The organism is Paenibacillus sp. NRS-1782 (assembly GCF_050467685.1).
Taxonomy (GTDB): Bacteria; Bacillota; Bacilli; order Paenibacillales; family Paenibacillaceae; genus Paenibacillus; species Paenibacillus terrae_A.
Window position 1 is genome coordinate 1 of the sequence record NZ_JBITPH010000087.1, and the last position, 21,469, is coordinate 21,469.

The window sequence follows — 21,469 nt, forward strand, 5'->3', positions numbered from 1 at the left end:
TAAAGACTGATGCTGTACTAGTGCCATATCTCAGGCAATTTCCGATGGTGGGTATCCGGCCAACTGGCGGAGAGCAGTAGAAGAACTAGTAGCGCGAGAATCTAGTTTTAATTCAAATGCGAAAAATCCAAAGTCCACAGCTAAGGGGTTATTTCAGTTCTTGGACGGTACTCGTAAAGGGTACGGCCAAGGCATTACAAACTGGAATGATCCTTACCAACAATCAGTTGCAGGACTCAAATATATTAAGTCTCGTTATGGTACACCTGAAAAGGCTCTCGCATTTTGGGATAAAAATAAATGGTATTGAGGTGATTAGATGGCATCCCGGCACGAACAATTTGTACAGAACCAGCGTAAACGTGCATCAGAAATTAGAGAGAGTGCTTTAAACGGCACACTTCGTTCTCAACAAAATACGCAGTCGCGTACCAGTCGATCAGACCAATTTCGAAATAATCAAGCGAATAAAGTCGAGTTGTCGGATGTGTTCACGCCAGAATTGGGCCTCGATTTTTTAAATAAAGCCGCGCAGGAAATGCAACGTCAAACTCAGGCCCGATCTGCGGAAAGGGCAAAGCTTCCTGATCCGTTACGTATCGGACCTGGTTTTATTGAAAATTCTACTTTTGCTCAGGCGACACAGGGTAGTCCAAAAGCTATACAAACCTTCAAGCAGGCTACGGGGCAAACGATCAAACCTTTAACCGAATATGAACAGCGTATGGAAGAGATCCAAAACACGGTTAACAAAAACCCGTATCTAAAGCCGATCCAGCCTCTTGCCGAATGGGGTACGGGTCTCATGTCCAATACAGATACGGGTAATTTTATAAACAGAAGTATTAGCACAGGTGGTGGTATGGTAATCGGTGATCGTCCATACTACAACGTCACTACAGGTAACGCTACCGCTGATAAGGTAGCGGACATAGCAGGTACAGTAGGCGGTTTTGCTGGATTGGCCTTTAACCCTGCTGCACCGGGGGTTAAAGGCCAAAATCTGCTGACTGGTCCGATGGCTGCGGCAGAAGGTGCGCTTGCTACACGGGCGGGGAATGCTGCTGTGAATGCGATTAGCCGACAGGCTGCTAAATTACCAGGTGTTACACCTGCCGCTGCTGATCGTGTTACTCGCGGCATTGCTACTGGAGCGGCAACAGGAGCCATCGGCAATACAGCCTATGGTCTTAACTTGGATCAGTCTACAGGTGAGGAAATGCTTCACAATGCCGCTATGGGTGCAGCGTTCGGAGCTGGTGGGGAAGTAGTGGCCAGAGGTGTCGGAGCTGGCTGGCGTGTGTTGTTTAAGAAAAATGGCATCCCTGACAGTGAAGTATCCGAAATACTCAGCCTTCCGGTCGGCAGAAAGGATGCTCGCATTAACGCAGCTACATCCCGATCTGTCCAGCAAGCAGGGGACGAAGCAATTGCTAATCCGTTTACGTTCGATTTGCCGGAGGGATCGCCACAGACTCGTCGTGCTACTGCGAACGCTGCTGAAGGGCGTGGAGAGATTCAGCAGATTAATGCTAGGTTGCAGGAGCTTGAAAGCCAATATGGTCAGCGTGTCATTGATGAGTATAAATACCTCAAGCAGTCGCGTGACAATCGTGGCGGGGTGTCGCAAGGTCAGCTTCAACGCACTCCTGAAGGTGAGGTTATTGGCCGTACAGGACGCACGTCTCAGAATCCTCTTTGGTATCAGGAGTTCTACCGGGCAAACGGTAAAGCTCCAAGCAACAAAGACCTATACGCTTTGGCGCGTGAACGAATTGATAATGGTTTCCGCGACGAAGCTGGAGAGGTGCCGTCATGGCGGCAGGAATCTGGATATGACGAACAAGTAGCGGCTTATACATCTGCCCTTGATAATCTGCGCACAGGCGTTAGAGAAGTTGACCCGGCACTGCGTATAACCGATCAACCGCTTGTTTCAGAAAGGTTGAGAGATATCAACCCCCAGCGCAAAGGGCCTGTAAGACCACGGGTAAATGAATCGTCGGTTAATACGCAAAAGAATTTTGATCCGATGACTGATCCGTCTGTTCCTAAGTATCTTAAAAACCGCCAGGCTAGAATAGATGCGAAAAACGCCGAAGCGGCAGCTGCTAAAACGGAAACAGTTCCTGATGTTGAAGCTCCGACACCGCTTGTTGAACCGAATGCCGCAGTGCCGGCACAAATTGAAGAACTGACTCCAATGCGACAAAACTGGTTTACTAATCTATTTGGCAACCAAGGTGTGGGCATATCTATGTTTGGAAGCAACAAGCGTATCAGTCGAAACCCTCTTACTACTGCGGATCAGATTGTGGGTAATCCGTTACGGCGAGATGTTCAAGGGACCAAGGCTGAAGCGCAGGCGGCAGCACGCGCTTTTCATCAGAATATGGTTGACGCGCGCTCGCCTCTTAAAAAGCTCAGTCCTAAAGCTTATGACCAGTCCATTGACGCTAATCGGGCGAATAACATTGCCAACGCTATTGCAAATGATAAATTCGTGAATCCCCAAGGCGAAGTTATTGGTTCCAGCTTGAACGATATTTTCAGTAAAGTAGCCCGAGGGCAAACACCGAAGTTTCTTGATTATCTCGTCTTGCGTCATGCGGCAACACGTATGGAGCGTGGTGAAAGGGTATATGCCAAAAACTTGAATATGACTACTGAAAAAGTGGAAAAGCAGATCAGAAGTTATGATCAGCGGTTTCCTGAGTTTAAAAACATTGCGTCTGAGTGGGACAATTTCAATGAAAATATGCTGAAAACTTATGGTGTTGAAGAAGGATTATTGTCGGAAGCAGCATTCAAGGCGTTGAGAGAGCGAAACCCTCATTACACCTCCATGCGCCGACAGTTTACAACATCAGAGAAGTTCGCCAGTCCGTTTGCGATGAAACAGACCAATGCCTTTTCAGGGCAGAAAGCTCCTATCAAAGAGGTCAGTCCTACAGGTTCTGTTCGCAACATAGTAGATCCACGCCGATCAGCTATCGAAGCTACAGGGGCATGGGTAAACGCTGCAATGCGTAACCGTGTTATGCAGACGCTGGTGGATGCTGTTCGTAAAGACCCGGAATTGTATACGGGTACGATGGAGATTGTACAGAAACCAGCCGGGCAAAGGTCACTCAAACAGCTTCTTTCTGAAGGTGATGAAGTGGATTATGTTCAGATGTTGAATGAAGACTTTGACAAATTGTTTAACCGTCAACGTCTGGACGAAGACAACGTTGTGCGTGCCATGTTTAAGGGTGAGCCTGTTTACCTTAAAATCAAAGACCCGGAAGCTGTTAAGGCGCTGGCTGGTATGGGGGCCGAACAATCTAATCTTGTGTTGGACGTTTTCGGTAAGCTAAGTGATGCCACCAAGTATGGCGCTACCGGGGCACTGGCTCCTGTGTTTTCTATTAAAGGCTTCACGATGGATGTTACACAGGCCATGATCCAATCTAAAAATCCGATCAGCCATCTTACAGACCTTGGGCACGCGGTTATCAGTTCTGTGGCAGACACGCTTCCCAAGGGCACACCGGGGTTGGAGGCTATCAGGGCTTTGTCGCAAGAGTTTCGTCGTGCAGGCGGAGAGTATTCGGCAGCATTGCGGGGAGAAAAGCCTTTACGTAAGGGCGTTCGCGCTCTTGATCGTGATCCGTTTCTTTCTCCTAAAGGTATCGTTAAAGGGGCAGGCAAGGTCGCAGCGTCTCCATTCCGCGCCTTGCATAAAGTTGCTGATATCACAGAGAACCTTAACCGGATGGCGGCGTATAAAGGTGAGCTTCGGCGTTTAGGTGGTGAGCGAACTCCGGATAATATCCGTAATGCTATGCGGGAAGCCAGAGAAATCACAACCAATTTCAGCCGACGCGGCGCACAATCTCAAAATCTTGAGAAGCTGATTCCTTATCAAAATGCAGCCGTTCAGGGCGCACGTAAATTCTTTTCGCAGGTCAAAGATCACCCTTTAAAAACAATTGGCATGGTGAGCGTGACGGTGCTGGTTCCGAAGCTGATTGAGTATTCAAAATTCCACGATGACCCGGACTATCAGATCATTCCTGCACGTGACAAATACCGAAGCTTGTACGTAGGTAAGAACGATGACGGTACGTTCACTAAGATTCCATTGCCGCAGGAGTATGGGGCTATTGGCGGCCTGTTCGTGGACACTTTGGAGAAGGTGAATAACGATAATCCCCGGGCATTTAAGGGTGCGGCAGACGCAGTAGTGAACGCCTATGTACCGCCATTGGTATCCGGTGCGCTCCAGCCTATTACTCAAGGGGGCGGGTTTGAACAAGGATTGTCCGGTACTCTTAATTCAACGGTGCTGGCTCCAGCTGTAGCGGTTATGTCCAATCGCGACTATGCTGGCCGTCCCATTGAGTCGAAGTCGTTTGAAGCCAACTCTCCTGTCAACCGATACGATGAGAGGACTTCAAGTGTGGCTATCAAATTGGGAGAGGTTTTAAACATGTCACCTAAGAAGGTAGATTATCTGATCCGGGCATACGGCGGAGATCCGGCGCGGCTATTGTTACCTTTGACCAGTCAGCAAGGTTCAGGTAATGTCAGAAACACTTTGCTTAAAAACTACATTCTGGACCCGCAGTTCACGAATACTCTTTCCACAGATTTCTATGATGGCAAGACAAAGTTACAACAGGCCGCTGCGGATATTGCAGACGGTAAAAGTCAAATTCCAACGTGGTACAGTGAAGACCTTCGTAAAATGGTTACTTCCAGGGCGAAAGGGTCTATTTCAATTCGCCTGTCCGATCTTACTAATCAGAAACGAGCACTAGGTAATGATGCATCCCTTACCTTGACTGAACGAGCTGCAAGCCAACGAGAAATTCAAAAACAGATTAATGAAATTTACATCGACATTAATCAGCGAATGGAAGAAGCTGGCGTACCACTTAAAAGATAATCTCCTTTGGTTGTAAGAAGGCGATTCAGGGCGCGTTATATGACGTGCTCTTTTTGTTGTTCAAATAATTTTGACAGGCCAGGATTTTCCTGAGCAGGTATGGAGGAAGACATGGATAGATTGGACTTGGTATTCAAATGGTTTACTGCTGCTGGGAGTGGTGCAGCAGCTTATTTTTTCGGTGGGTGGTCTGGCGTATTGGGTGCGTTGCTGGTATTTGTTGCTATAGATTATGTTACAGGGTGTGCAGCTGCGGCAGCAGAAGGTGGTCTTAAAAGTAAGGTCGGCCTTATTGGGGTGGCCCGTAAGGTGTTTATTTTCGCAATGGTCGCTGTGGCGCACTTGGTAGATGGTGTGCTTGGTGACTCTCATTTGTTCCGGGACGCAGCGGCCTATTTTTACATGGCGAATGAGCTGTTGTCGATAATTGAAAACGGCGGCAGGCTTGGCGCACCTATCCCGCCTGTGATCCGCCAGGCGGTCGAGGTGTTGAAAGGCAAAGGGGGGAACGGTAATGGCAATAACACTGGAGTTGGTAAAGAGTAAATCTGCTGCACGCCTCCAAGGTCTTTTACCTGTCGTATGTACAGCCACGGAGCGTCTTATAGAGCGCTCTTTTTCTTTGGGCATACCTATCGTCATAACACAGGGATTGCGTACCATAGCGGAGCAAAATGAGCTTTACGCGCAGGGCAGAACGAAGTCGGGGCCAAAGGTAACGAACGCCAAGGGCGGGACGAGTTATCATAATTTTGGCGTGGCTGTGGACTTTGCTTTACTGCTGCCGGATGGAAGATCCGTAAGCTGGGATACCAAACGGGACGGCAACGCCGATCATAAGGCCGACTGGATGCAGGTTGTGGCCATCGCTAAGGATTTGGGTTTTGAGTGGGGTGGAGACTTTAAATCTATTGTAGATATGCCTCACTTCCAAATGGTCTTTGGACTGTCTACGGCACAATACAGGGCTGGCAAACGGCCTACACAGGCTCAAATTGATTCAGTGTTAAGTAAAATTGGGAAGGATGATGAACAGGTGGCGAAGGTGATCGTGAACAGCAAGAGTATTGCGAATGTTTTAATCGACGGAAAGACATATGTACCGCTGCGAGACGTAGGAGAGGCGCTAGGGGCTACAGTGGAATGGAACAGTAAGACCAATACGACTACAGTTAAAAAATAATATATTTACAGAATAAACCAAACGTTGTATACTTTCTATATAATCCGAAAGCATCGGTGAAGGCACTGTCAGCGTAACGCTGGTGGTGCTTTTTTTGTTGTAAAAGAAGGCTTTCTTTTACCATATAACTAAAATCATCTTATTGCATAGTTTAGTTGCGATAGTTTAAACTTATAGCAATGTTATCAATACGGGGGGAAAATGATGATTACTGGGCCTAAATGTGTTTCATTCATTAATATGAAGGGTGGGGTGGGAAAAACCACTACAGCTATAAATATTGCTGATACGCTAGTAAGAGGATTAAACAAGAATGTCTTGTTAATAGATATGGATCCCCAATTTAATGCGACACAAGCATTGTTTACAAAGTACAGAAGTATTGATGAATATGAAACAATTCGCAAGCAGAGGAGAACTATTGCGAACGTAGTAATGGGTTCTTCAGGAGCAGGGATTGTTCAAGGCGCCACAGAGCATTCTCATAAGGATGTTATTCTAAAATTACATACCCATACAGAAACCGAATCTAGCCTCTACATTATACCCGGAGACTTAGAGCTTATTGATTATGAGTCAAGCAGAAGAGGAGCAGAGAAAATATTAAGTTCTTATATTCAAGAGCAAATTATACCAAATTACAATCTGGACTTTATATTAATAGATACTCCTGCTACATACTCAATCTATTCGCAAGCTGCATTGCTTGCTAGTCACCATTATGTTGTTCCTATTGCACCGGATGTGTTTTCAACTCTGGGTTTTTCTTTACTTAATAGAGTAATGGGTAAAGACTTTGCTTTAAAAGGACACAGCATATCAAATCTGGGAATAATTTTTACTCTACATAAAGAGAAGCAAGGTAGGATAGCTATACAAGAGTCATTTGAAAGTGACCCCACATTTACTAATGTTATTAATGAATTTGAAAGAATTAGAACTGGAAAAGTATCCAGTTTAATGTATGACATGGGTTCTACAAGAGATGAAATAATGAGACTTTGTGTGGAATTTGTTGAAAAATCTATGCAAGTGAGGTGAGGGATTTGAAGTATATTCAAGAATTTTTAGAACTCAATGTTAAAGATAAAACAAATATTGAAAAGCTTCTTTTTCTAAGTATTCCCTTGCTGAGTGAAATTATTCTTGAAAAAAAATATTTTTCTCACAACAAAGACTTAAAACATTTCACAAATGAGATATTAACTCAAGATTACAAAGACTATTTGTTCGATTCGCGTCCAGCCTTATATGCTCGCTTAATAAAAGATCTAAGAAACTCGAAATTAGAGGATTTAGATTACTTCATAAAACTTGAGAAAACCATACAGGGATTCATGATAGCCCATCCAGAATTAAATGTAGGTATAACATCTGACGATGATGATCTAAAGTCTGTAACCAAGAAAACAAAATCTAAAAATAAAACTAACCCTAAAGTTATAAGTGACTGGAGATCAGTTATTGAATCTAAGGAGTGAGGCTATTAATGAGCGTGGAACAGGTGAGTGAGCAGGATAAGGATTATCAACGTTATCTTGAATTCATTCGCTCTCGAATTTATTTAACGGATACTGTTTTATCTGATCAGATAAAATATATATATGAGAAAATATATATGATAACAACTATTGCCTCAGCTCTAGATAGATTAAATCCAAGAAGTTTTATAGGTGACTTTTATTACGAGTGCAAAAATAACCTTATTGTGTGCTTGGATTTATGTAATGCGGGTTATGTTAATGCCTCTAAACAAATTTTGCGTTCAGGTATTGAATCCTTTTTTAGGTTAAGTTTGGCAGTAGAGCATTTTATAGAGTATAGGAATAACAAAAGAATAAGTGTATTCAGATCAACTCCTAGTCTGCAAAAATTAAAAGCATTGCAGCAAACTCACGGTGTCAGGAAACTAACAAACTTTGTAACTGATTTCTACAGTGGGAAATCTGTGGGGGTAATCTACAAGGACTTAAACAGTATCTACTCTACCTTATCAGGTAATGTGCATGTTAATAAGAGAGAGAACTTTACACCACATAGATTCCTTATTGATTATGTGGAGAACAATAAGGAAAAAAGCTCGAAATATATAAATGATATGGAAAATGTAGTTAATTTAATTATAATTGCATTCTATAACTTCTCCTTACAATTAGGCGATGAAGGGGTCGTTTTTTCTAAAAGAGATATAACGGAGTTTTCTTATACATTAGGGAGTACACCAATTCTTGACGATATTGACAGTGAGTATGAAAAGGGAATCCACCCAACCCCTTGATTAAATCTGGTACTTGCGAAAGACATAGTAGAGTCCCTACCAAGATTTTATTTTCTGAAATCAAAATATAATTAAAAAAGTCTTGCCAATCAATTAAGGTTAACAGGACTTTTTTGTTTTAATACCAAACGCTTGGGATTCTACAATAAAAAGGGCTCTGTAATATTCGTGAACCTACTTTTTATACTCGGTTCGCAGGGTTTTTAATAGTGTAAGTTCGCCTCCATCGATCAAATCCACAACTTGTAGCTTAAAGATGACTTCTACGTGTTCCTTGTAGACGATCACCTTTTCTACATAGCTGCCGATGAACTTCTTGATCTCAGGAAGGTTCCGGCTGGTGATGTGGTCCTGAAAGCCAGAAAGCAGTTGTCGCAGAGCATCCTCTGTGATGGCTGCTTTTTCTTTTACTTGCTGAGCCTCAAGAAGTTTCGTTTCTAGCTCAATTTTTTGCTGTTCCAATGAGGACAACTTTTCAAGAATGGCAGGGTTGTTAAGACCGCCAGCCACTGCATTTACAATGTTATCAATCTGGCGCTCTACACCTTCCAGACTCTTGATCAGGCGTTGTTGATCGGCTTTGACGCTCGTTTGCTTGGACTTCTGGTACTCATTAAGCTGTTTGGCCAGGACAGGAATCGCTTCATCATTAAAAATCTTCTCCTGAAGCTGGGCCAGCACATAGGCTTCAATGTACTCCCGGCGCAGCTCAGGATTTTTACATGCCTTTGTTCGGTCACGGTTGCCGCAACGGTAAGTAACATATTTCAGCTTGCTTCTGCCGCTGTACTTGGTATTGCCCATCATGGCATACTGAATACCTACCTTTTTTAAACATTCCCCACAAACAATGAGTCCACTAAGCAGGTACATTTCTTTTGCCTTGTAAGCGCCAGGCTGGCGCTTGTTTTGATTCATCTTATCCTGTGCCTTCTGAAAATCTTCCTTGGTTACAAGTTGTGGCATACCACCTTCGACACGAATTACATCTTCACTATTTTTATGTCGATTGCCGTTTCGCTTACCAGCCGCATCCTTGCTGTCAGTGAGGTTGAAGATGTAGGTGCCTGTGTACTTTTCATTGCGAAGAATCGTACCCAAGGTGCCTTTGCTGATGGGTTTACCGTAACGGGATTTGTAACTTTGCTCCGTCAGTTCCCGAATGATCTGATTGTACCCGTGACCAGCGAGGAACATAGAAAAAACAGTTTCGACGATGCCGCGTTCCTCTTCATTAATGATGTACTTTTTTGTTCAGGATCTACAGCATAGCCGATGGGAGGTAAGCCGCCTGTATGTTTACATTGGTATGCTGTTTCTTTCATTCCCTTCATGACCTCACGGGCCAAGTTTTTGGAATAGTACTCAGCCATACCTTCCAGCAAAGTTTCCATAATGATACTTTCGGGAGAGCCATCTAGGTTTTCGGTGACGCTGTACAGTTTAATACCGTTCAATTTCAGTTTGCGTTTGTATTTAGCACTGTCGTATTTATCCCGGCTAAAACGATCCAGCTTATGAACGATGAGCACATCAAAAAGGCCATTTTCACTGTCGGCAATCATCTGCTGAAACTGTGGTCGTTTGTCGGAGGTCGCACTTTTGGCGCGGTCGATATAGATTTTAACGAGTTCAAAGCCTTTTTGTTTGCAGTAGGCTTCAATGGCTCGAACCTGAGCGTCAATGGATTCATCCCGTTGATTATCACTGGAAAAGCGAGCGTAAGCTACGGCGCGTTGAATGGTCATTAGTATAGTTACCCCTTTCGATGTAGGCGAATGATGATGGTGATGAATTTATAAAAGAAGGTGAATCTGAGGGAAAAAGCAGCCCCTCTGTAAAAGGAGAGGCCACAGAAATATGAAATACATAAAAGCGTTAAATCATTAAAGTGTGTGAATGTGTTTGCGTTCTGAAAAGTCTACCGCTCAGGTATCTTCAGGAACGTAACTGTGAGCCTATCGTTTTCGCTTTAAAATGATATCTAGCATTTCAACAGCGGGTTGGTAGTATGAAGTTGTCGTTTCCCGTACCTGATCGGCGGACATCCAGGATGAAGCATCGGGATCTGTACAGAACTGCTTTAGCTTGTGTCTGGAAATACGAGTTAAATAATGTCTTGGCATGAGGACAAAAACCCCTTTACTTATCTTTTTTTAGATTGGGCGATGATCTCGAATGCCAACTGAGCAGCAGCGACGATCAACGTGAGTATGGCTTGATTCATTACATGAGCCCCCTTTGCTTGAGGCTGACAAACGAGTCATCGCCCAAAATGATGTGATCCAGCAGTTCAATGCCTAAAATAACACCGCTTTGTTGAAGCCGCTTGGTCATGTCCAGATCTTCCGTAGAAGGATCTGGCTTGCCAGAAGGATGATTATGACAGGCAATGATGGACGCAGCGTTGGACAGCACTGCTAGTTTAAACGTCTCCCTCGGGTGTAACAAGGACGAGCTGAGTGTACCCAGTGAAACCAACTGTAAGGCCATGGGCTGGTTCTTGGTGTTCAGGGTTAGGACACAAAAGGCCTCCCGATCACAGTCCCCGATGAACTCCCGGAAAAGGCAAACGGTATCCTCGGGCCTGTGAACCACCCGATCTGCAAAGAGCAGGGATTTTTCTCGAATGGTGTGCAAGTGCAGTACCTGTACACGTTTAGCGGTTTGTTTCATGGTGTTCCTCCTTCAAACAGGTTGTGATGTAGTCTTGTGGTCAGGACTACAAAGATATAATGTCTGTTTGAAAGAGGAGTTGAAACGAATTACCTGTTCAGGTGGTGGCGCTAGAGCGACCCGAAAGGGACGTTTGTGAAAGCCTGTGCCACTAGCCTTTTTCTTTGCAGGGCTGGCTTTTTTAGGTGTCGTGGCGTTTGTGACCCTTTTTCTGGGAAACTACTCTTTTTATTTTTAGATATTGAAGGATTAAAAAATTTGTCAGGGGGAGGAAAAAGAAGCCACAAGCGCCCCTCTTTTTCCAAATCCCTTACCAGGCAAGGAATTGAGATGTGGCGTACCTTCGATGTATCTGTCACATCCTCGCCCCTGACTGCCCCACAATGCCTCTTGCTACCGTTTAATCCAAGTCTTCAATGTTATCAACGACTTGGATCTGAGTGCTATTCATCCAAGAAGGCTTAGGGGCGGTTTTCAGGCAAATGCCTCTGATTAAGCGTTCCCCGCCAGACTTATCCGTTTCAAATACAATTCCTTGCTCCTTCAAAACTTCTTTCACTTTACCCGTCAGTTGCTGATTACTGATGTTGGACAGACCGTTATGGCCTTCACGCTGACACCAGCTTAAAAAACCAGCTTTTAAATCCTTGTTAAGCAGCTTACTCTCAGGTTTAGTCTCAATCATATCCTCAACAAACACTTGAATTGGATTAATCATTTGGCTGTACTGGTTAGCCAGTTGCTGTACCTTTTTCGACTTTGTAAAAAGGTATGAGTGTTTACGTAAACGCTTCAATCCTTCTAACGCAAAGTTCAAAATACCTGAGCCTTCCTTCATCAGTTTTACTTTCAAATCCGGATCTTTCTGAGCGTCCGTATACGTTTTTTCAAAGGGAACCATGGTCATTTTACGGATTAGTCCGTAGCTTTTATCCTTGGAGTAGGGCAGGTTGTTTGTTGCGAAAATAAGCTTACAAAATAGTTCCTGCATGTACCCTTGTTTAAATTTTTCTTCAATACGAACGGGATCACCGGAAGCAATGGCCTTTAGGTAGCTTGTTTCAATCCCTTTACTGCCAACTTCATTTTCCGTCGTAATATTGACCAGTTTGTTGATCATCTCGGAACGGGCAAAAGGTTTTTCTAGGTCATTTAAAGAGAGAGCCGATGTATTACGTTCTCCAATCAGGCTTTTTAGCACATGAACGAGCACGGACTTCCCGTTAGACCCTTTTCCGTAAAAAAGAAAGACTTGTTCAGCTTGGGTGGATGTGGTAAGACAGTAGCCAAAGATTTCTGCAATGAGGTCAATACGTTCCTGGTCGTGATCAAAAATGTCCTTCAAAAAGGCTTCAAAATTCGGACAGGGAGCTTCAGGTTCATAGTCAATGGGAACCTGTACACTGGAATAGAACGTAGGATCATGCTCCTCTAACTTGAAGTTGCGTAGGTCAAGCATCCCGTTTCTCAGGTTAATATAATCGCGCTCGCTGTCCATTGAATGTTCCAGTGTGCAATCACGTGTCAAGGCAGTCATGTACTCCGCTTCGATTTTAGAACGCCAGAAATGAGGAGCCCAAGTGTGAAGAATTTTTCGTGCATTCCTTTTTAGTACATCTGGGAGTTGATCCTGCCACACCCCAGATTTGTAAACATAGTAGCGTTGCTCAGGAGCTACAAAAATAGTTTTGAGGTAATGACGATGGATGAATTCTGAAAACAGGTTAGGGTTTAAACGTGTTGGCTTATTGTTATTATCTAAGGTAAAGCCAACGTCTTTCGGACCCATATTGTGCACAGACTTCAGTTTGGTCGTTTCGGACATGTAGGGATTAGCACGAGTACTTTTTTTGGTTTTAGGTTGGCTTAACATTTTAGCAGGACTATTCACGATGATTCCCTCCTCATTTTTACGTACACGGTGTTGAAAGCAAGTGGCGATTTGTTGTTCATCACAGCCAAACGTGCGGCAGCGCGTAGGCGGCTTCTTGTTCAGTTGTAATTGACGAATGCGATTCTGACTATGTGTGTCGTGTTTATCCGAAAGCGCCGAAAACTCCAAGGCTAATTCCTCTGAGAGTAACTGTACCCACTTAAACCAGGTTTCTTCATCCAGGCCCTGTTGTTGCTGGGTAGCGTAGTCCTGGGTAAAACGGGGGCAACGATCGTGCAAGGTTTTCAGGCTCCCTTGTACGTTGGTTTGTACAGATGCAAACGTGTTTTTGTTGGTCGGCACCCGGGTAGGACATTGAAAAATCCAAGAAGGTGCTTCTGCCAGCAATGCACTGGCCTTTAGGGTTCGATGATCCATTGGTATTGACCTCCGTTTGTATGAATGGATGGGGGAAGAACGGTCTGACGTCCACTTCCCAACACGTTTACTTCGCAATGTGACTCCGTCGGGTGTCGCTCTACCCAACCAGTGAACGACGATCCCTCAGGGATTTTGTACAAGTACCTCATTCCTCCGCCTGGGGTACTAAATTGCCATGTAGAAGGTACATTCCCTTGGGAAAGGCGCTCTAGGATGTCAAAACCCTTCTCTCCATCTACGTCAATGCCGATGATGCCACTGTCTCCACCTAGCACCAATCCGATGTTACATGACTTATATTTGGATAGCCAACAGTCAATTTTGGCTTTGGATGGTGGTACAGCCTCTTGCCATCCCTTGAAAAAAGGGGCTTTTCCAGGGTGACTGCACGTTACTTTATGTCTTTCAGACATTCCTTCGTGATCGTGAGGGCAAAGCGGAATGACAGGCAAGCCCATGTCAGCGTATTTGTAAAAGTACTTTCGAATTTCCTGAGCGTATTGGTTCTGACCTTTTGCAGTGTTCATACTGTTTCCTCCTCAAAGTAAGTGAAAATACGCATCAGTGTTGCTCTACTTCTCAAAAGACTTTCCTGCAAAGGCGGAACATGTAGGGCGGGATGTAAACTTATCTGGTGAACATAGCAACCAGAGATAAGGAAATACAAACAATCTACTGGTTTTCCTTGTTTACCTTTCTGTCATTTATCCACTCCATGCTCCCACGCATTAGGGAAAGTAAAAATGATGCGTGATAATATTTCGAAGTTGATATCGTAATATAATAATCAAGTAATATTCAACTTTCAAAGAGCTGCCAAGTGATCATATAACAAGGATTTTTGCTTGTAAAGGGGCTGTTAATCAAGGGATATTCGTAAATGAAGGGATATGGAATTTCCGATTTCCAGAAAAAATATTCATAGTTATTCTTGAAAATAAAGTATTTTATTCGTATTATGAATATATAAAAAGGAAGGATAGAGAGGAGAAGAGTTTCCTGAGAATTTTCCCAGGTAGGACAACGGTTTCGGGGCTATGAATGTTATTCAGTATTTTAAAAGCATTTTTGTTGCTTGAAAGCCCATAAAAACCCATAAAAGCATTCACTTACTGGATTTAGAATCCAAAATATCCATGCATAATCTACCATTATACTTATTTATTTCAAATAAAAAAATTTGAGGTGCACTATGAAAACGAAAATCGAGGAAGCAATTGAAGACATTATTAACAATAATAAAATCCAGACCCAAACAGAATTGAAAGACAAACTGGCATCTGAAAAAAAAATTAAAATATCTCAGGCTACTCTTAGTAGGGAGTTACAAAACCTGGGTATTACTAAAGAAGATGGTTATTACACGGGGCAGAGTGAAGAAGAGCGAGAAAGTGAGGCTTTTTATAAAACACTTTGGAAGGGCCTTATTGTGGATGTACCTAAAAATCATGTTAGCTTTTATGTTCAAACAAAGCCTGGATCGGCAGCTTTGCTAGGTAAAATGATTGAGGAAAAATATCCGAGTAGCGTATTGGGGTGTATACCCGGAGAAAATATGTTGCAAGTAGTCGTGAAAAATAGTACAAGGAGAACTAGAATGAAGGAACGCCTTCAGAAATTAATAAATAGTACTGACTAAGCCTTTATTTTGGTCCTATGTGGTTAAATAAACAAAGACATAGGACCAGGTTAGATGTGCAAGTTGAAAAGACCGACCTAAAGAGGACGGTCTGAATAAAATTAATGTTAGTTAGTATTGATTGTTATTATTGCGTTCAGACTCTGAAACGTTATCTTGCTCTTTTTTTACACGGTTCCGTTTCACCAGCCAAAAAATGAGTGCGACTACAATCACCGCAATGATCCAAACGTAATAGTTTGAAAAGAGAGCAGCACCTGCCATGAGGATGATGTAAGCAGCGACACAGCAACCCCCGTAAAACATTAAAACTCCTTTGAATCCCCAATATCCAATCGTGAAGATTCGATTCATGATTCGAAAAATAATAAAGCCGAGAATGAGCGCTCCGATGAGTATGAAATCTTCCATTGTGTACGAACCATCCTTTTTAGTATTTAGCGAGTAGAATTAGTAATTTGACGCTTTTTAAAGTAAAGGATTTTCAAGTTAACTTAATAGCGGCTACATATTGTTAGGTGCTTAGTCATTTCTCCAAAGGTCGATTCCCCATGTACTTTTAGTTTTGGCAGAAAAGAAAAATCCGAGTGATTCCTTGCTCACAGTAAAGTCAATTTTGTCACTGGAAACTATTCCCCACTTCAGATAAATAGTATGTTTTCCTTCTGCAAGTGAGAGGACATATTGTTTAGTGGAGCCATTAGAAACACTTGATATTTCTTCATCATCCAAGTAAATCGAATAGTCAAGAAAAGCGCCACCCCAGGCTCCTTCTCTGTTGATGATCAAGGTAACATCGTAATAAGCTTTATCCTCCTCGTTCTTTTCCTCTTTCGAACAACCTGTTAACAAGATAAGGAATAGTAGTAACATACACAGAAACAGAAAAGTTGCTGAACGTAAATAAGGGCCAGCGTTTCTTTGTATAGAGTTCATAAAGTCTGTTTGCATCCTTTCTTATTGTTTAAAGAGTCACATCGTGCATTTAGTGTGACAACGTCCTAACCTCCTTTGGATAGTCCAATTGAATAGGTGGAAAATAAAACCTAAGTAATTGGTCCTATTGTACCATAAAAAGTCACTATAGAGACTATTATAAGTAATAAACCCCTAAAGTCCCTTGGTCAGTTTTATGACCTCACTTATGTTTGGCTTAGGGTGATAACTGTGAGCATAGTAATGAAAAAAGTTGGAGAAGGCATACGTCATTATCGTAAGGAACGTGGCTTGAGTCAGGAAGAACTGGCACATTTGGCGCGTATAAATGAAAGCTATATTGGTAAATTGGAAAGAGCAGAGAAGGTTTGCTCAATTGAAATGTTATCCAAATTGACAGATGCCCTTGAAGTCTCCTTAAGTGAATTTTTTCGCTATATTGAGCCTACAAGCAAAGAAGGAAACCAAGAGATCACCACTTTGGAATTAGTAGTGAACAGATTGCGAGGATGCTCGGTTTCAGAACAGAAAAAAGTATTAAAAATGATTGACGTACTACTTGAAGGAATTTAATTGTTTCCTCAAAACGATTTGTACAGATTCCTTTTTCCAAGATTATATTCATTTTAAATATTTCGGATTAACCTTTATTTGTTCGCTATCGTGTTTACTGTAGAACTTCATGTCACGAGTTGATTGGTTGGCTTGGTCTGTAAAAGCCTGTTGGATTGAGGAATCCCCTGTAGTGAAGTAATCCCTTCCTTTCTGTTTACCAAACAAGGAAATGAGCGCGTATTTAAAGCTGGCGGGATTACAAATGCCTCCAGTACCCATAGGGAGCAGCTCAACGACTTGTCCAATGGTAAGTTTTTGCCCCACCTCTGGCTGCTCGTCCAACAATGAGAGTAGGCAAGCAAACAGGACGTCTGCATTGGAGCGTAAAGTGATTTTCTCCAGGTCATAGTGTTCTGTTTTGACGTCACTCCAAGAAAATTGCCAGATGTGAGGCTCGCTGGTGGTGTAGCTGCTGTCTACATTTTTGTAAGCATGACGATTGCCGTAGGCTTTTAGAAAGCGGTCGAGTTGTATGCGGTTGTGTTCGCCAAAGGGAAGCTTGGGTAAAATGGCGCGGAAGAAGCTGGAGTAGTTTTCAAGGTCAAGTAACGAACGTGACAAACTACGGTCGTTTTCCTGGTGATTGATCGTTTGAAGCAATTCGTACATCGCTTGAAGGCGATGGGAGTCTGTGATTTCGTATTCGTCAGGACGCATGAGGTGTAAAAGGAAGGAAACAGCCTGAAATCCATTTGTCCAGTCTGTCAGCCGCTCTTCCCAAAATTGAAGGATGCCAGTGGATTCTGGTGGCATCTTTTCTGTGAACTCCGGCCACAGCTTGATGATGCTTTTAACTACACTACTTTGTGCAGAGGGCATATCTTTCCGCTGCCAGCCTCCGAATGTCCAACCAAGTATTTGCTTTAAAATCGTTGGCGTCACAGTAGCTGGATCACACAAAAGACGCTTCCATTCTTCCAAAGGATATACAGGATATCTGGCATATGGGAAGCGTGAGAGATGTGTATCTATCTGTTCTTGAATGAGAGCAACGAGGGCGCGTTTTTCTTTTTCCGTGAAGGTTAACGTTGACATGGCTTTCGCTCCATTTCTACATGAAAATAGCGACAGTATGGACATTCACATGCCCGTACTGTCGTTTTTTGGTTGGTAAGATTATTTACAAGGAGAAGGGATCATCTTCTTTTGCACTCTGCATGAACAAAATGCGTTGTTCCGGTGTAAGGAACGGATCTTCTAGCGCGATGTAACAAGGATCGGCTAACTCATTCACCCAACGTAAGGCATCTGCAATTTCACCGCCATGAAATACAGGGCTATCTGACAGTGCTTCATCCTCTTTTACAATATCTACAATTCCAGTATCCTGGTCTATCGTCACAAACAGATTCGTACCATCCACGTATCTGTTTGTTCCACTCTGATCAGTTGTTCTGATGATCACACGCACAAAAAAGGCCTGTTCGGAATGGAGCACTTCATGCTCTTCCAAACAGGCGGGTAGAAACTGTTTTTGATTGTGGATGAATGATCTAAGTGACACCGCCATGATCCAGGTATTTCCGTACGATTCTGAATCATTGATAATATCCCCGTTGTATTCAATGACCTCTTTTAGCTTGTTCAGTATGTTTTCCTCATTTGCCTTTAAACTTCTGCTTGTTCTTTTAGCCATTGTTCGGCCTCCTTGTGATGAATTCCGACTTGTGTAAACAGAGTGATGATGTGGTCGTTGGTGTTCATGATGGCGATTTTGTAGATTTGAGTGTTGCCGAGGTCGTACAACTCGACGTATTCAGGGCAACTACCGAAAAGTCCGTCGTCCTCTCCTCTAAAACCTACGAGGTTAAGATCGTGTAGGTTATCCCCTGTTTCCAGGATGATGATGGGGCCGTAAGGCTGGAGGGAGAAATACGGATCATCTTTGTCATGGAATGAGTCGCGAAGCTGAGCGAAGTATTCCTGGATGTGTTTTAAGAATGTGGGGGGAAGGGGGGAATGTTGCAGTAAGTCGATGTCTTGCTGGGTTTGGATGATATGCATGGATAAACCTCCTAGAGGAAGATAAGACCACAGCAGTAGAGGGCCTTTCAAAGTAATAATATTTATTTTCCTTTAGTATCAATACGGTTTTGTATGAACTAGAAAATGATCCTACTGGTGCGGCTGTAAGGGAAATATTATACATTCAATTCTTTATTGTTTATTAAGTAAACTAGTAGTTATATTACCCTATCTATTTTAAAAAAGTGTGTTAATGTGTGATGGTTTCAATGATCATCGCTTTTTAGAGCTCAAATAGATGCTGCATCTCTAAAAAAAACGGTAATTGAGTAATTTCCATTATACAAATACCATAATAATCCATATCAATAAGTTTTCATATTTGATATTTTTTACAAAATATATGTTTATTTATAGTAAAATATATGATAATGTACGTATTGTAAGAAAAATAATCTATAGGAGGATTTTATTGTGAAAAAAGGAATCGCAATTATTTCATTATTAGCTTCTGTAAGTATGGTAACACCTATTTATGCTACGGCTTCTTCTGTAAATCAAGTTGGTCAACAGGAGGGGGTTACTTCAAACGAAGTCTCTTCTAACAAGGAAATCTCGTTTGAGAATTTTCTGACAGATGAACTATATAAAGATTTACCTAAGGATATGGAGGCCATTTCATTCTACCAAAGCATTGAAGAATTCAAAAAAGAAAATCCTTCACTAAGTAATGAGCAGGTTGTGCAACACTTTGATGATTTGAATAAATTCACAGTAAGTTATGATGAAACATATGAGATCTGGACATCATTGACTCCTTCAGAAAAAGCGCTAACTGTTTCCAGTCCAGTAAATGCCGCCCTCACTAAATCTGCTCGTGACAAAGCGTACCAGTACACTAAAAATAATTATGGTAGAAGTGGTTCGGGGGATGTTTCAGATGCTTTTCGGCATGCTGTTTGGAACGCTCTAATGTGTAAATATATCAGCAAAGATTGGGCTCAGGCGATGGCAACGGCACACGAGGATAAAGATGCTGCCTACTTTAGTAAAGTTTTTCCTGATGGATTCACTGGAAGACAACACACCAATATGGACTTACATAACAATCAGAAAGGAAGAGACTGCTGGAATGTTTTAACTGACAGCCAATTTTTTGTATCTGATGGTGACTTGCAAAACAGGGTTATCGCGAAAATAAGAGCTGGCGAGATGGTAATCTTACGGTAATTAGCATACAATCAAAATGGAGACAGAGACGCATCAACTGTCTCCATTATACTTTAGTATAAGAAAGGGGATTTATAATGCGCAAAGTTTTACCTATACTTATTTTTTTATTTATAGTGAGTGGCTGTGGTCTTTTTAAGAGTACTCCCTTGCCAAGCATGACCGCAAAGTCTGATGATACGGAAATCCCAACTGTTTTAGTTTCCTATTTATGGGGTGCGAAGACTCAGTACGGTAGCCCTTGGGAAGTCATGCAACCAAAGCCTGCTGTTACTGTATCTAAAGGTGCAACTATAAATCTTGTATTCGATTCTGAACCAAAAGAAGTAACTGCTAATGAAATTTTAAATGAAAAGGATTTTAAAAAAATTGATGTGAAAGATAAAAAAATAGTTGTCCCGGAAACAAGAGGTGATCATATTATTTTTGTTTATTCAACATGGGCTAATGATAGAACCGCAGAGTATGCTTTGAAGATTCATGTAAATGAGTAAACGAAGTATGCTATTATACAACTTCTATAATGAGCACTATCGTAGCCATGAAGCACCGGGCTGTCTGATAATAGTTTATCCATTTTTATAATATCTACAATCTTAGTATTCTGTCTGACGTCACTTACTAAGGAAGGTCTTTTGGTGTGGAGTGTTAATTACTGTGTGTGATCTATTTTATAGTTTTTGGCCCAGGGAAGATTTTGTGTGTAATCAAGTTTGTAATATACATAATATCCATATTTAGAAGGGAAAATTCTTACTCATGATGGCTGGGCAACAATCACTCCCGTATTTGCGACAGGTTCAGTAACTATTAATTAGGCTTTAGTTCTGACGATAGTACAATAGGTGCTATCGTCTGAACTCGTTCAAGGAGGATACTTTAATGAACTGGTACAATGAGGCTAGTCGAATAGATACTTTGGTGACGTTAAGGAATATTGAGGAGATGGATATTAACCGAATTGCCTTTACGGAATCAATCAATGATATTTCATTCGTTGCTCAGTACTACTGTTTAAGTGCTCTATCTATGGGGAAGAATGCCTTTCTTCAAATCCCCATCCATTCTAATGAATGTTATGAGGTTGTAATGAGTCAGATTGTTCCGCATTTTAATGATGTACGGATAATAACATACTCGAAAATAGTTACTGAAGTGAATTTGATGTCTATAAAAGAAAGTACTGTAAATATTATAAATAGTATTGACAATGACATTAATCCAGTTGCCTATGATATGTTTGGGGATCATTTTAATGATAATAATCTTCCCATAGAAATAAGTAATCTTAATTGGTTTACAGTTGATCTAGAAAAGATAAATAGACTTGATGCGGATACAAAACTAGCTAATTTCGCTATATTTCTGCAAAAAACACATCTAGTGAATGGGGATAGTTTTGCGGTTCATGTAAATGATTGGGCATTCAATGAAACATTAAAGGATAGGCTGGCTCTTAGATTTCTAGGTACATTATGCCAAAAAATTCAGTTTGCAGTTGATAAATACAATAAGGTAGTTGAAGTAAGATGTTTTTAGGGGGAGATTCCCCTTTTAGTAAAGTTGAATGATGACAAGGCATTAGCCCCGATTCTATAGAAAAGAATAGCGACAATACCACGTTGGCGTAGAGTGACGCTTTCTTCGGTATCGTCGCTTTTTGAGGTTCAAAGAGGATGATGGTTCTGGGGTACTTCATA

The 21,469-nt window shown here is 42.1% G+C and carries 23 protein-coding genes; 12 read left to right on the forward strand and 11 right to left on the reverse strand.

Annotated features, from left to right (window positions below; genetic code table 11):
- Positions 1-37: 37 nt before the first annotated feature.
- The 7 genes from ACIFQM_RS24215 (at position 38) to ACIFQM_RS24245 (ending at position 8,394) form a co-directional block, all read left to right on the forward strand.
- Positions 38-310, forward strand: a complete 273-nt coding sequence (locus ACIFQM_RS24215) for a transglycosylase SLT domain-containing protein (RefSeq protein ID WP_430066327.1) — start codon at positions 38-40, stop codon at positions 308-310.
- A gap of 9 nt (positions 311-319) precedes the next feature.
- Positions 320-4,933 carry an LPD38 domain-containing protein gene (locus ACIFQM_RS24220; protein WP_430066311.1) on the forward strand — a complete coding sequence of 1,538 codons (4,614 nt, stop codon included), beginning with the start codon at positions 320-322 and terminating at the stop codon, positions 4,931-4,933.
- Positions 4,934-5,044: 111 nt separating this feature from the next.
- Positions 5,045-5,479: a phage holin family protein gene (locus ACIFQM_RS24225; protein ID WP_430066313.1), complete on the forward strand. Its 435-nt coding sequence runs from the start codon at positions 5,045-5,047 to the stop codon at positions 5,477-5,479.
- The gene (locus ACIFQM_RS24230) at positions 5,448-6,116 is read left to right on the forward strand and encodes a M15 family metallopeptidase (protein WP_430066315.1); all 669 of its coding nucleotides are present in this window, start codon (positions 5,448-5,450) and stop codon (positions 6,114-6,116) included. The genes ACIFQM_RS24225 and ACIFQM_RS24230 overlap by 32 nt, the downstream gene beginning before the upstream one ends.
- A gap of 201 nt (positions 6,117-6,317) precedes the next feature.
- On the forward strand, positions 6,318-7,157 hold the full coding sequence (locus ACIFQM_RS24235) for a ParA family protein (protein ID WP_430066317.1): 840 nt from the start codon (positions 6,318-6,320) through the stop codon (positions 7,155-7,157).
- 5 nt (positions 7,158-7,162) lie between these two features.
- Positions 7,163-7,597 (forward strand): hypothetical protein, encoded by a 435-nt coding sequence (locus ACIFQM_RS24240; protein WP_430066319.1) that lies wholly within the window; start codon positions 7,163-7,165, stop codon positions 7,595-7,597.
- Between the two features lie 8 nt (positions 7,598-7,605).
- On the forward strand, positions 7,606-8,394 hold the full coding sequence (locus ACIFQM_RS24245; protein ID WP_430066321.1) for a hypothetical protein: 789 nt from the start codon (positions 7,606-7,608) through the stop codon (positions 8,392-8,394).
- Positions 8,395-8,568: 174 nt separating this feature from the next.
- Here ACIFQM_RS24245 and ACIFQM_RS24250 read toward each other — a convergent pair whose 3' ends face one another.
- The 6 genes from ACIFQM_RS24250 to ACIFQM_RS24275 form a co-directional block, all read right to left on the reverse strand.
- On the reverse strand, positions 8,569-9,591 hold the full coding sequence (locus ACIFQM_RS24250) for a recombinase family protein (protein WP_430066323.1): 1,023 nt from the start codon (positions 9,589-9,591) through the stop codon (positions 8,569-8,571).
- Positions 9,546-10,142 carry a recombinase family protein gene (locus ACIFQM_RS24255; protein ID WP_430039900.1) on the reverse strand — a complete coding sequence of 199 codons (597 nt, stop codon included), beginning with the start codon at positions 10,140-10,142 and terminating at the stop codon, positions 9,546-9,548. The genes ACIFQM_RS24250 and ACIFQM_RS24255 overlap by 46 nt, the downstream gene beginning before the upstream one ends.
- A 210-nt stretch (positions 10,143-10,352) precedes the next feature.
- Complete coding sequence (locus ACIFQM_RS24260) at positions 10,353-10,520, reverse strand: hypothetical protein (protein WP_192512699.1); 168 nt, start codon at positions 10,518-10,520, stop codon at positions 10,353-10,355.
- A gap of 100 nt (positions 10,521-10,620) precedes the next feature.
- Positions 10,621-11,070, reverse strand: coding sequence for a JAB domain-containing protein (locus tag ACIFQM_RS24265; protein ID WP_430039898.1), 450 nt, complete (start codon positions 11,068-11,070; stop codon positions 10,621-10,623).
- A 400-nt stretch (positions 11,071-11,470) separates the two neighbouring features.
- Positions 11,471-13,381 carry a DNA primase family protein gene (locus tag ACIFQM_RS24270; RefSeq protein WP_430039896.1) on the reverse strand — a complete coding sequence of 637 codons (1,911 nt, stop codon included), beginning with the start codon at positions 13,379-13,381 and terminating at the stop codon, positions 11,471-11,473.
- Positions 13,363-13,911: a bifunctional DNA primase/polymerase gene (locus ACIFQM_RS24275; protein WP_430039894.1), complete on the reverse strand. Its 549-nt coding sequence runs from the start codon at positions 13,909-13,911 to the stop codon at positions 13,363-13,365. Before ACIFQM_RS24275 ends, ACIFQM_RS24270 begins: the two co-directional genes overlap by 19 nt.
- Before the next feature lie 665 nt (positions 13,912-14,576).
- On the opposite strand from ACIFQM_RS24275, the gene ACIFQM_RS24280 reads away from it, so the two are divergent.
- The gene (locus ACIFQM_RS24280; protein ID WP_340959779.1) at positions 14,577-15,023 is read left to right on the forward strand and encodes a hypothetical protein; all 447 of its coding nucleotides are present in this window, start codon (positions 14,577-14,579) and stop codon (positions 15,021-15,023) included.
- Between the two features lie 111 nt (positions 15,024-15,134).
- Here the strand turns inward: ACIFQM_RS24280 and ACIFQM_RS24285 are convergent, their stop codons facing one another.
- Together ACIFQM_RS24285 and ACIFQM_RS24290 are read right to left on the reverse strand one after the other, a co-directional pair.
- Complete coding sequence (locus ACIFQM_RS24285) at positions 15,135-15,434, reverse strand: hypothetical protein (protein WP_430039893.1); 300 nt, start codon at positions 15,432-15,434, stop codon at positions 15,135-15,137.
- 111 nt (positions 15,435-15,545) lie between these two features.
- The gene (locus ACIFQM_RS24290) at positions 15,546-15,959 is read right to left on the reverse strand and encodes a hypothetical protein (protein WP_430066325.1); all 414 of its coding nucleotides are present in this window, start codon (positions 15,957-15,959) and stop codon (positions 15,546-15,548) included.
- 231 nt (positions 15,960-16,190) lie between these two features.
- Here ACIFQM_RS24290 and ACIFQM_RS24295 point away from each other — a divergent pair, with 231 nt between their 5' ends.
- Entirely contained in the window at positions 16,191-16,532 is a 342-nt protein-coding gene (locus tag ACIFQM_RS24295; protein ID WP_340959775.1) for a helix-turn-helix domain-containing protein, read from the forward strand.
- Between the two features lie 48 nt (positions 16,533-16,580).
- On the opposite strand, the gene ACIFQM_RS24300 is transcribed toward ACIFQM_RS24295, so the two are convergent.
- The 3 genes from ACIFQM_RS24300 to ACIFQM_RS24310 all read right to left on the reverse strand — a co-directional run bounded on the left by ACIFQM_RS24300 (position 16,581) and on the right by ACIFQM_RS24310 (position 18,578).
- Complete coding sequence (locus ACIFQM_RS24300) at positions 16,581-17,609, reverse strand: hypothetical protein (RefSeq protein WP_430039887.1); 1,029 nt, start codon at positions 17,607-17,609, stop codon at positions 16,581-16,583.
- An 85-nt stretch (positions 17,610-17,694) separates the two neighbouring features.
- A complete protein-coding gene (locus tag ACIFQM_RS24305) occupies positions 17,695-18,210 on the reverse strand; it encodes a hypothetical protein (protein WP_430039885.1) in 516 nt (171 codons plus the stop codon).
- On the reverse strand, positions 18,183-18,578 hold the full coding sequence (locus tag ACIFQM_RS24310; protein ID WP_430039883.1) for a hypothetical protein: 396 nt from the start codon (positions 18,576-18,578) through the stop codon (positions 18,183-18,185). Before ACIFQM_RS24310 ends, ACIFQM_RS24305 begins: the two co-directional genes overlap by 28 nt.
- Positions 18,579-19,013: 435 nt before the next feature.
- Here ACIFQM_RS24310 and ACIFQM_RS24315 point away from each other — a divergent pair, with 435 nt between their 5' ends.
- The 3 genes from ACIFQM_RS24315 (at position 19,014) to ACIFQM_RS24325 (ending at position 21,308) form a co-directional block, all read left to right on the forward strand.
- On the forward strand, positions 19,014-19,769 hold the full coding sequence (locus ACIFQM_RS24315) for a DUF6973 domain-containing protein (RefSeq protein WP_430039881.1): 756 nt from the start codon (positions 19,014-19,016) through the stop codon (positions 19,767-19,769).
- Positions 19,770-19,846: 77 nt separating this feature from the next.
- Positions 19,847-20,263, forward strand: coding sequence for a hypothetical protein (locus tag ACIFQM_RS24320; protein ID WP_430039879.1), 417 nt, complete (start codon positions 19,847-19,849; stop codon positions 20,261-20,263).
- Positions 20,264-20,651: 388 nt separating this feature from the next.
- Positions 20,652-21,308, forward strand: a complete 657-nt coding sequence (locus ACIFQM_RS24325) for a hypothetical protein (protein WP_430039877.1) — start codon at positions 20,652-20,654, stop codon at positions 21,306-21,308.
- The last annotated feature ends 161 nt before the right edge of the window (positions 21,309-21,469 follow it).

Excerpts from the sequence above, each read along its gene's own strand:
- ACIFQM_RS24290 (WP_430066325.1), bottom strand. The coding sequence starts at position 15,959 with ATGAACTCTATACAAAGAAACGCTGGCCCTTATTTACGTTCAGCAACT.
- ACIFQM_RS24265 (WP_430039898.1), bottom strand. The coding sequence starts at position 11,070 with ATGAAACAAACCGCTAAACGTGTACAGGTACTGCACTTGCACACCATT.
- ACIFQM_RS24325 (WP_430039877.1), top strand. The coding sequence starts at position 20,652 with ATGAACTGGTACAATGAGGCTAGTCGAATAGATACTTTGGTGACGTTA.
- ACIFQM_RS24230 (WP_430066315.1), top strand. The coding sequence starts at position 5,448 with ATGGCAATAACACTGGAGTTGGTAAAGAGTAAATCTGCTGCACGCCTC.
- ACIFQM_RS24220 (WP_430066311.1), top strand. The coding sequence starts at position 320 with ATGGCATCCCGGCACGAACAATTTGTACAGAACCAGCGTAAACGTGCA.
- ACIFQM_RS24285 (WP_430039893.1), bottom strand. The coding sequence starts at position 15,434 with ATGGAAGATTTCATACTCATCGGAGCGCTCATTCTCGGCTTTATTATT.
- ACIFQM_RS24300 (WP_430039887.1), bottom strand. The coding sequence starts at position 17,609 with ATGTCAACGTTAACCTTCACGGAAAAAGAAAAACGCGCCCTCGTTGCT.
- ACIFQM_RS24275 (WP_430039894.1), bottom strand. The coding sequence starts at position 13,911 with ATGAACACTGCAAAAGGTCAGAACCAATACGCTCAGGAAATTCGAAAG.
- ACIFQM_RS24225 (WP_430066313.1), top strand. The coding sequence starts at position 5,045 with ATGGATAGATTGGACTTGGTATTCAAATGGTTTACTGCTGCTGGGAGT.
- ACIFQM_RS24245 (WP_430066321.1), top strand. The coding sequence starts at position 7,606 with ATGAGCGTGGAACAGGTGAGTGAGCAGGATAAGGATTATCAACGTTAT.
- ACIFQM_RS24250 (WP_430066323.1), bottom strand. The coding sequence starts at position 9,591 with ATGTTCCTCGCTGGTCACGGGTACAATCAGATCATTCGGGAACTGACG.
- ACIFQM_RS24235 (WP_430066317.1), top strand. The coding sequence starts at position 6,318 with ATGATGATTACTGGGCCTAAATGTGTTTCATTCATTAATATGAAGGGT.
- ACIFQM_RS24255 (WP_430039900.1), bottom strand. The coding sequence starts at position 10,142 with ATGACCATTCAACGCGCCGTAGCTTACGCTCGCTTTTCCAGTGATAAT.
- ACIFQM_RS24310 (WP_430039883.1), bottom strand. The coding sequence starts at position 18,578 with ATGCATATCATCCAAACCCAGCAAGACATCGACTTACTGCAACATTCC.
- ACIFQM_RS24320 (WP_430039879.1), top strand. The coding sequence starts at position 19,847 with ATGCGCAAAGTTTTACCTATACTTATTTTTTTATTTATAGTGAGTGGC.
- ACIFQM_RS24280 (WP_340959779.1), top strand. The coding sequence starts at position 14,577 with ATGAAAACGAAAATCGAGGAAGCAATTGAAGACATTATTAACAATAAT.
- ACIFQM_RS24260 (WP_192512699.1), bottom strand. The coding sequence starts at position 10,520 with ATGCCAAGACATTATTTAACTCGTATTTCCAGACACAAGCTAAAGCAG.
- ACIFQM_RS24305 (WP_430039885.1), bottom strand. The coding sequence starts at position 18,210 with ATGGCTAAAAGAACAAGCAGAAGTTTAAAGGCAAATGAGGAAAACATA.
- ACIFQM_RS24270 (WP_430039896.1), bottom strand. The coding sequence starts at position 13,381 with ATGGATCATCGAACCCTAAAGGCCAGTGCATTGCTGGCAGAAGCACCT.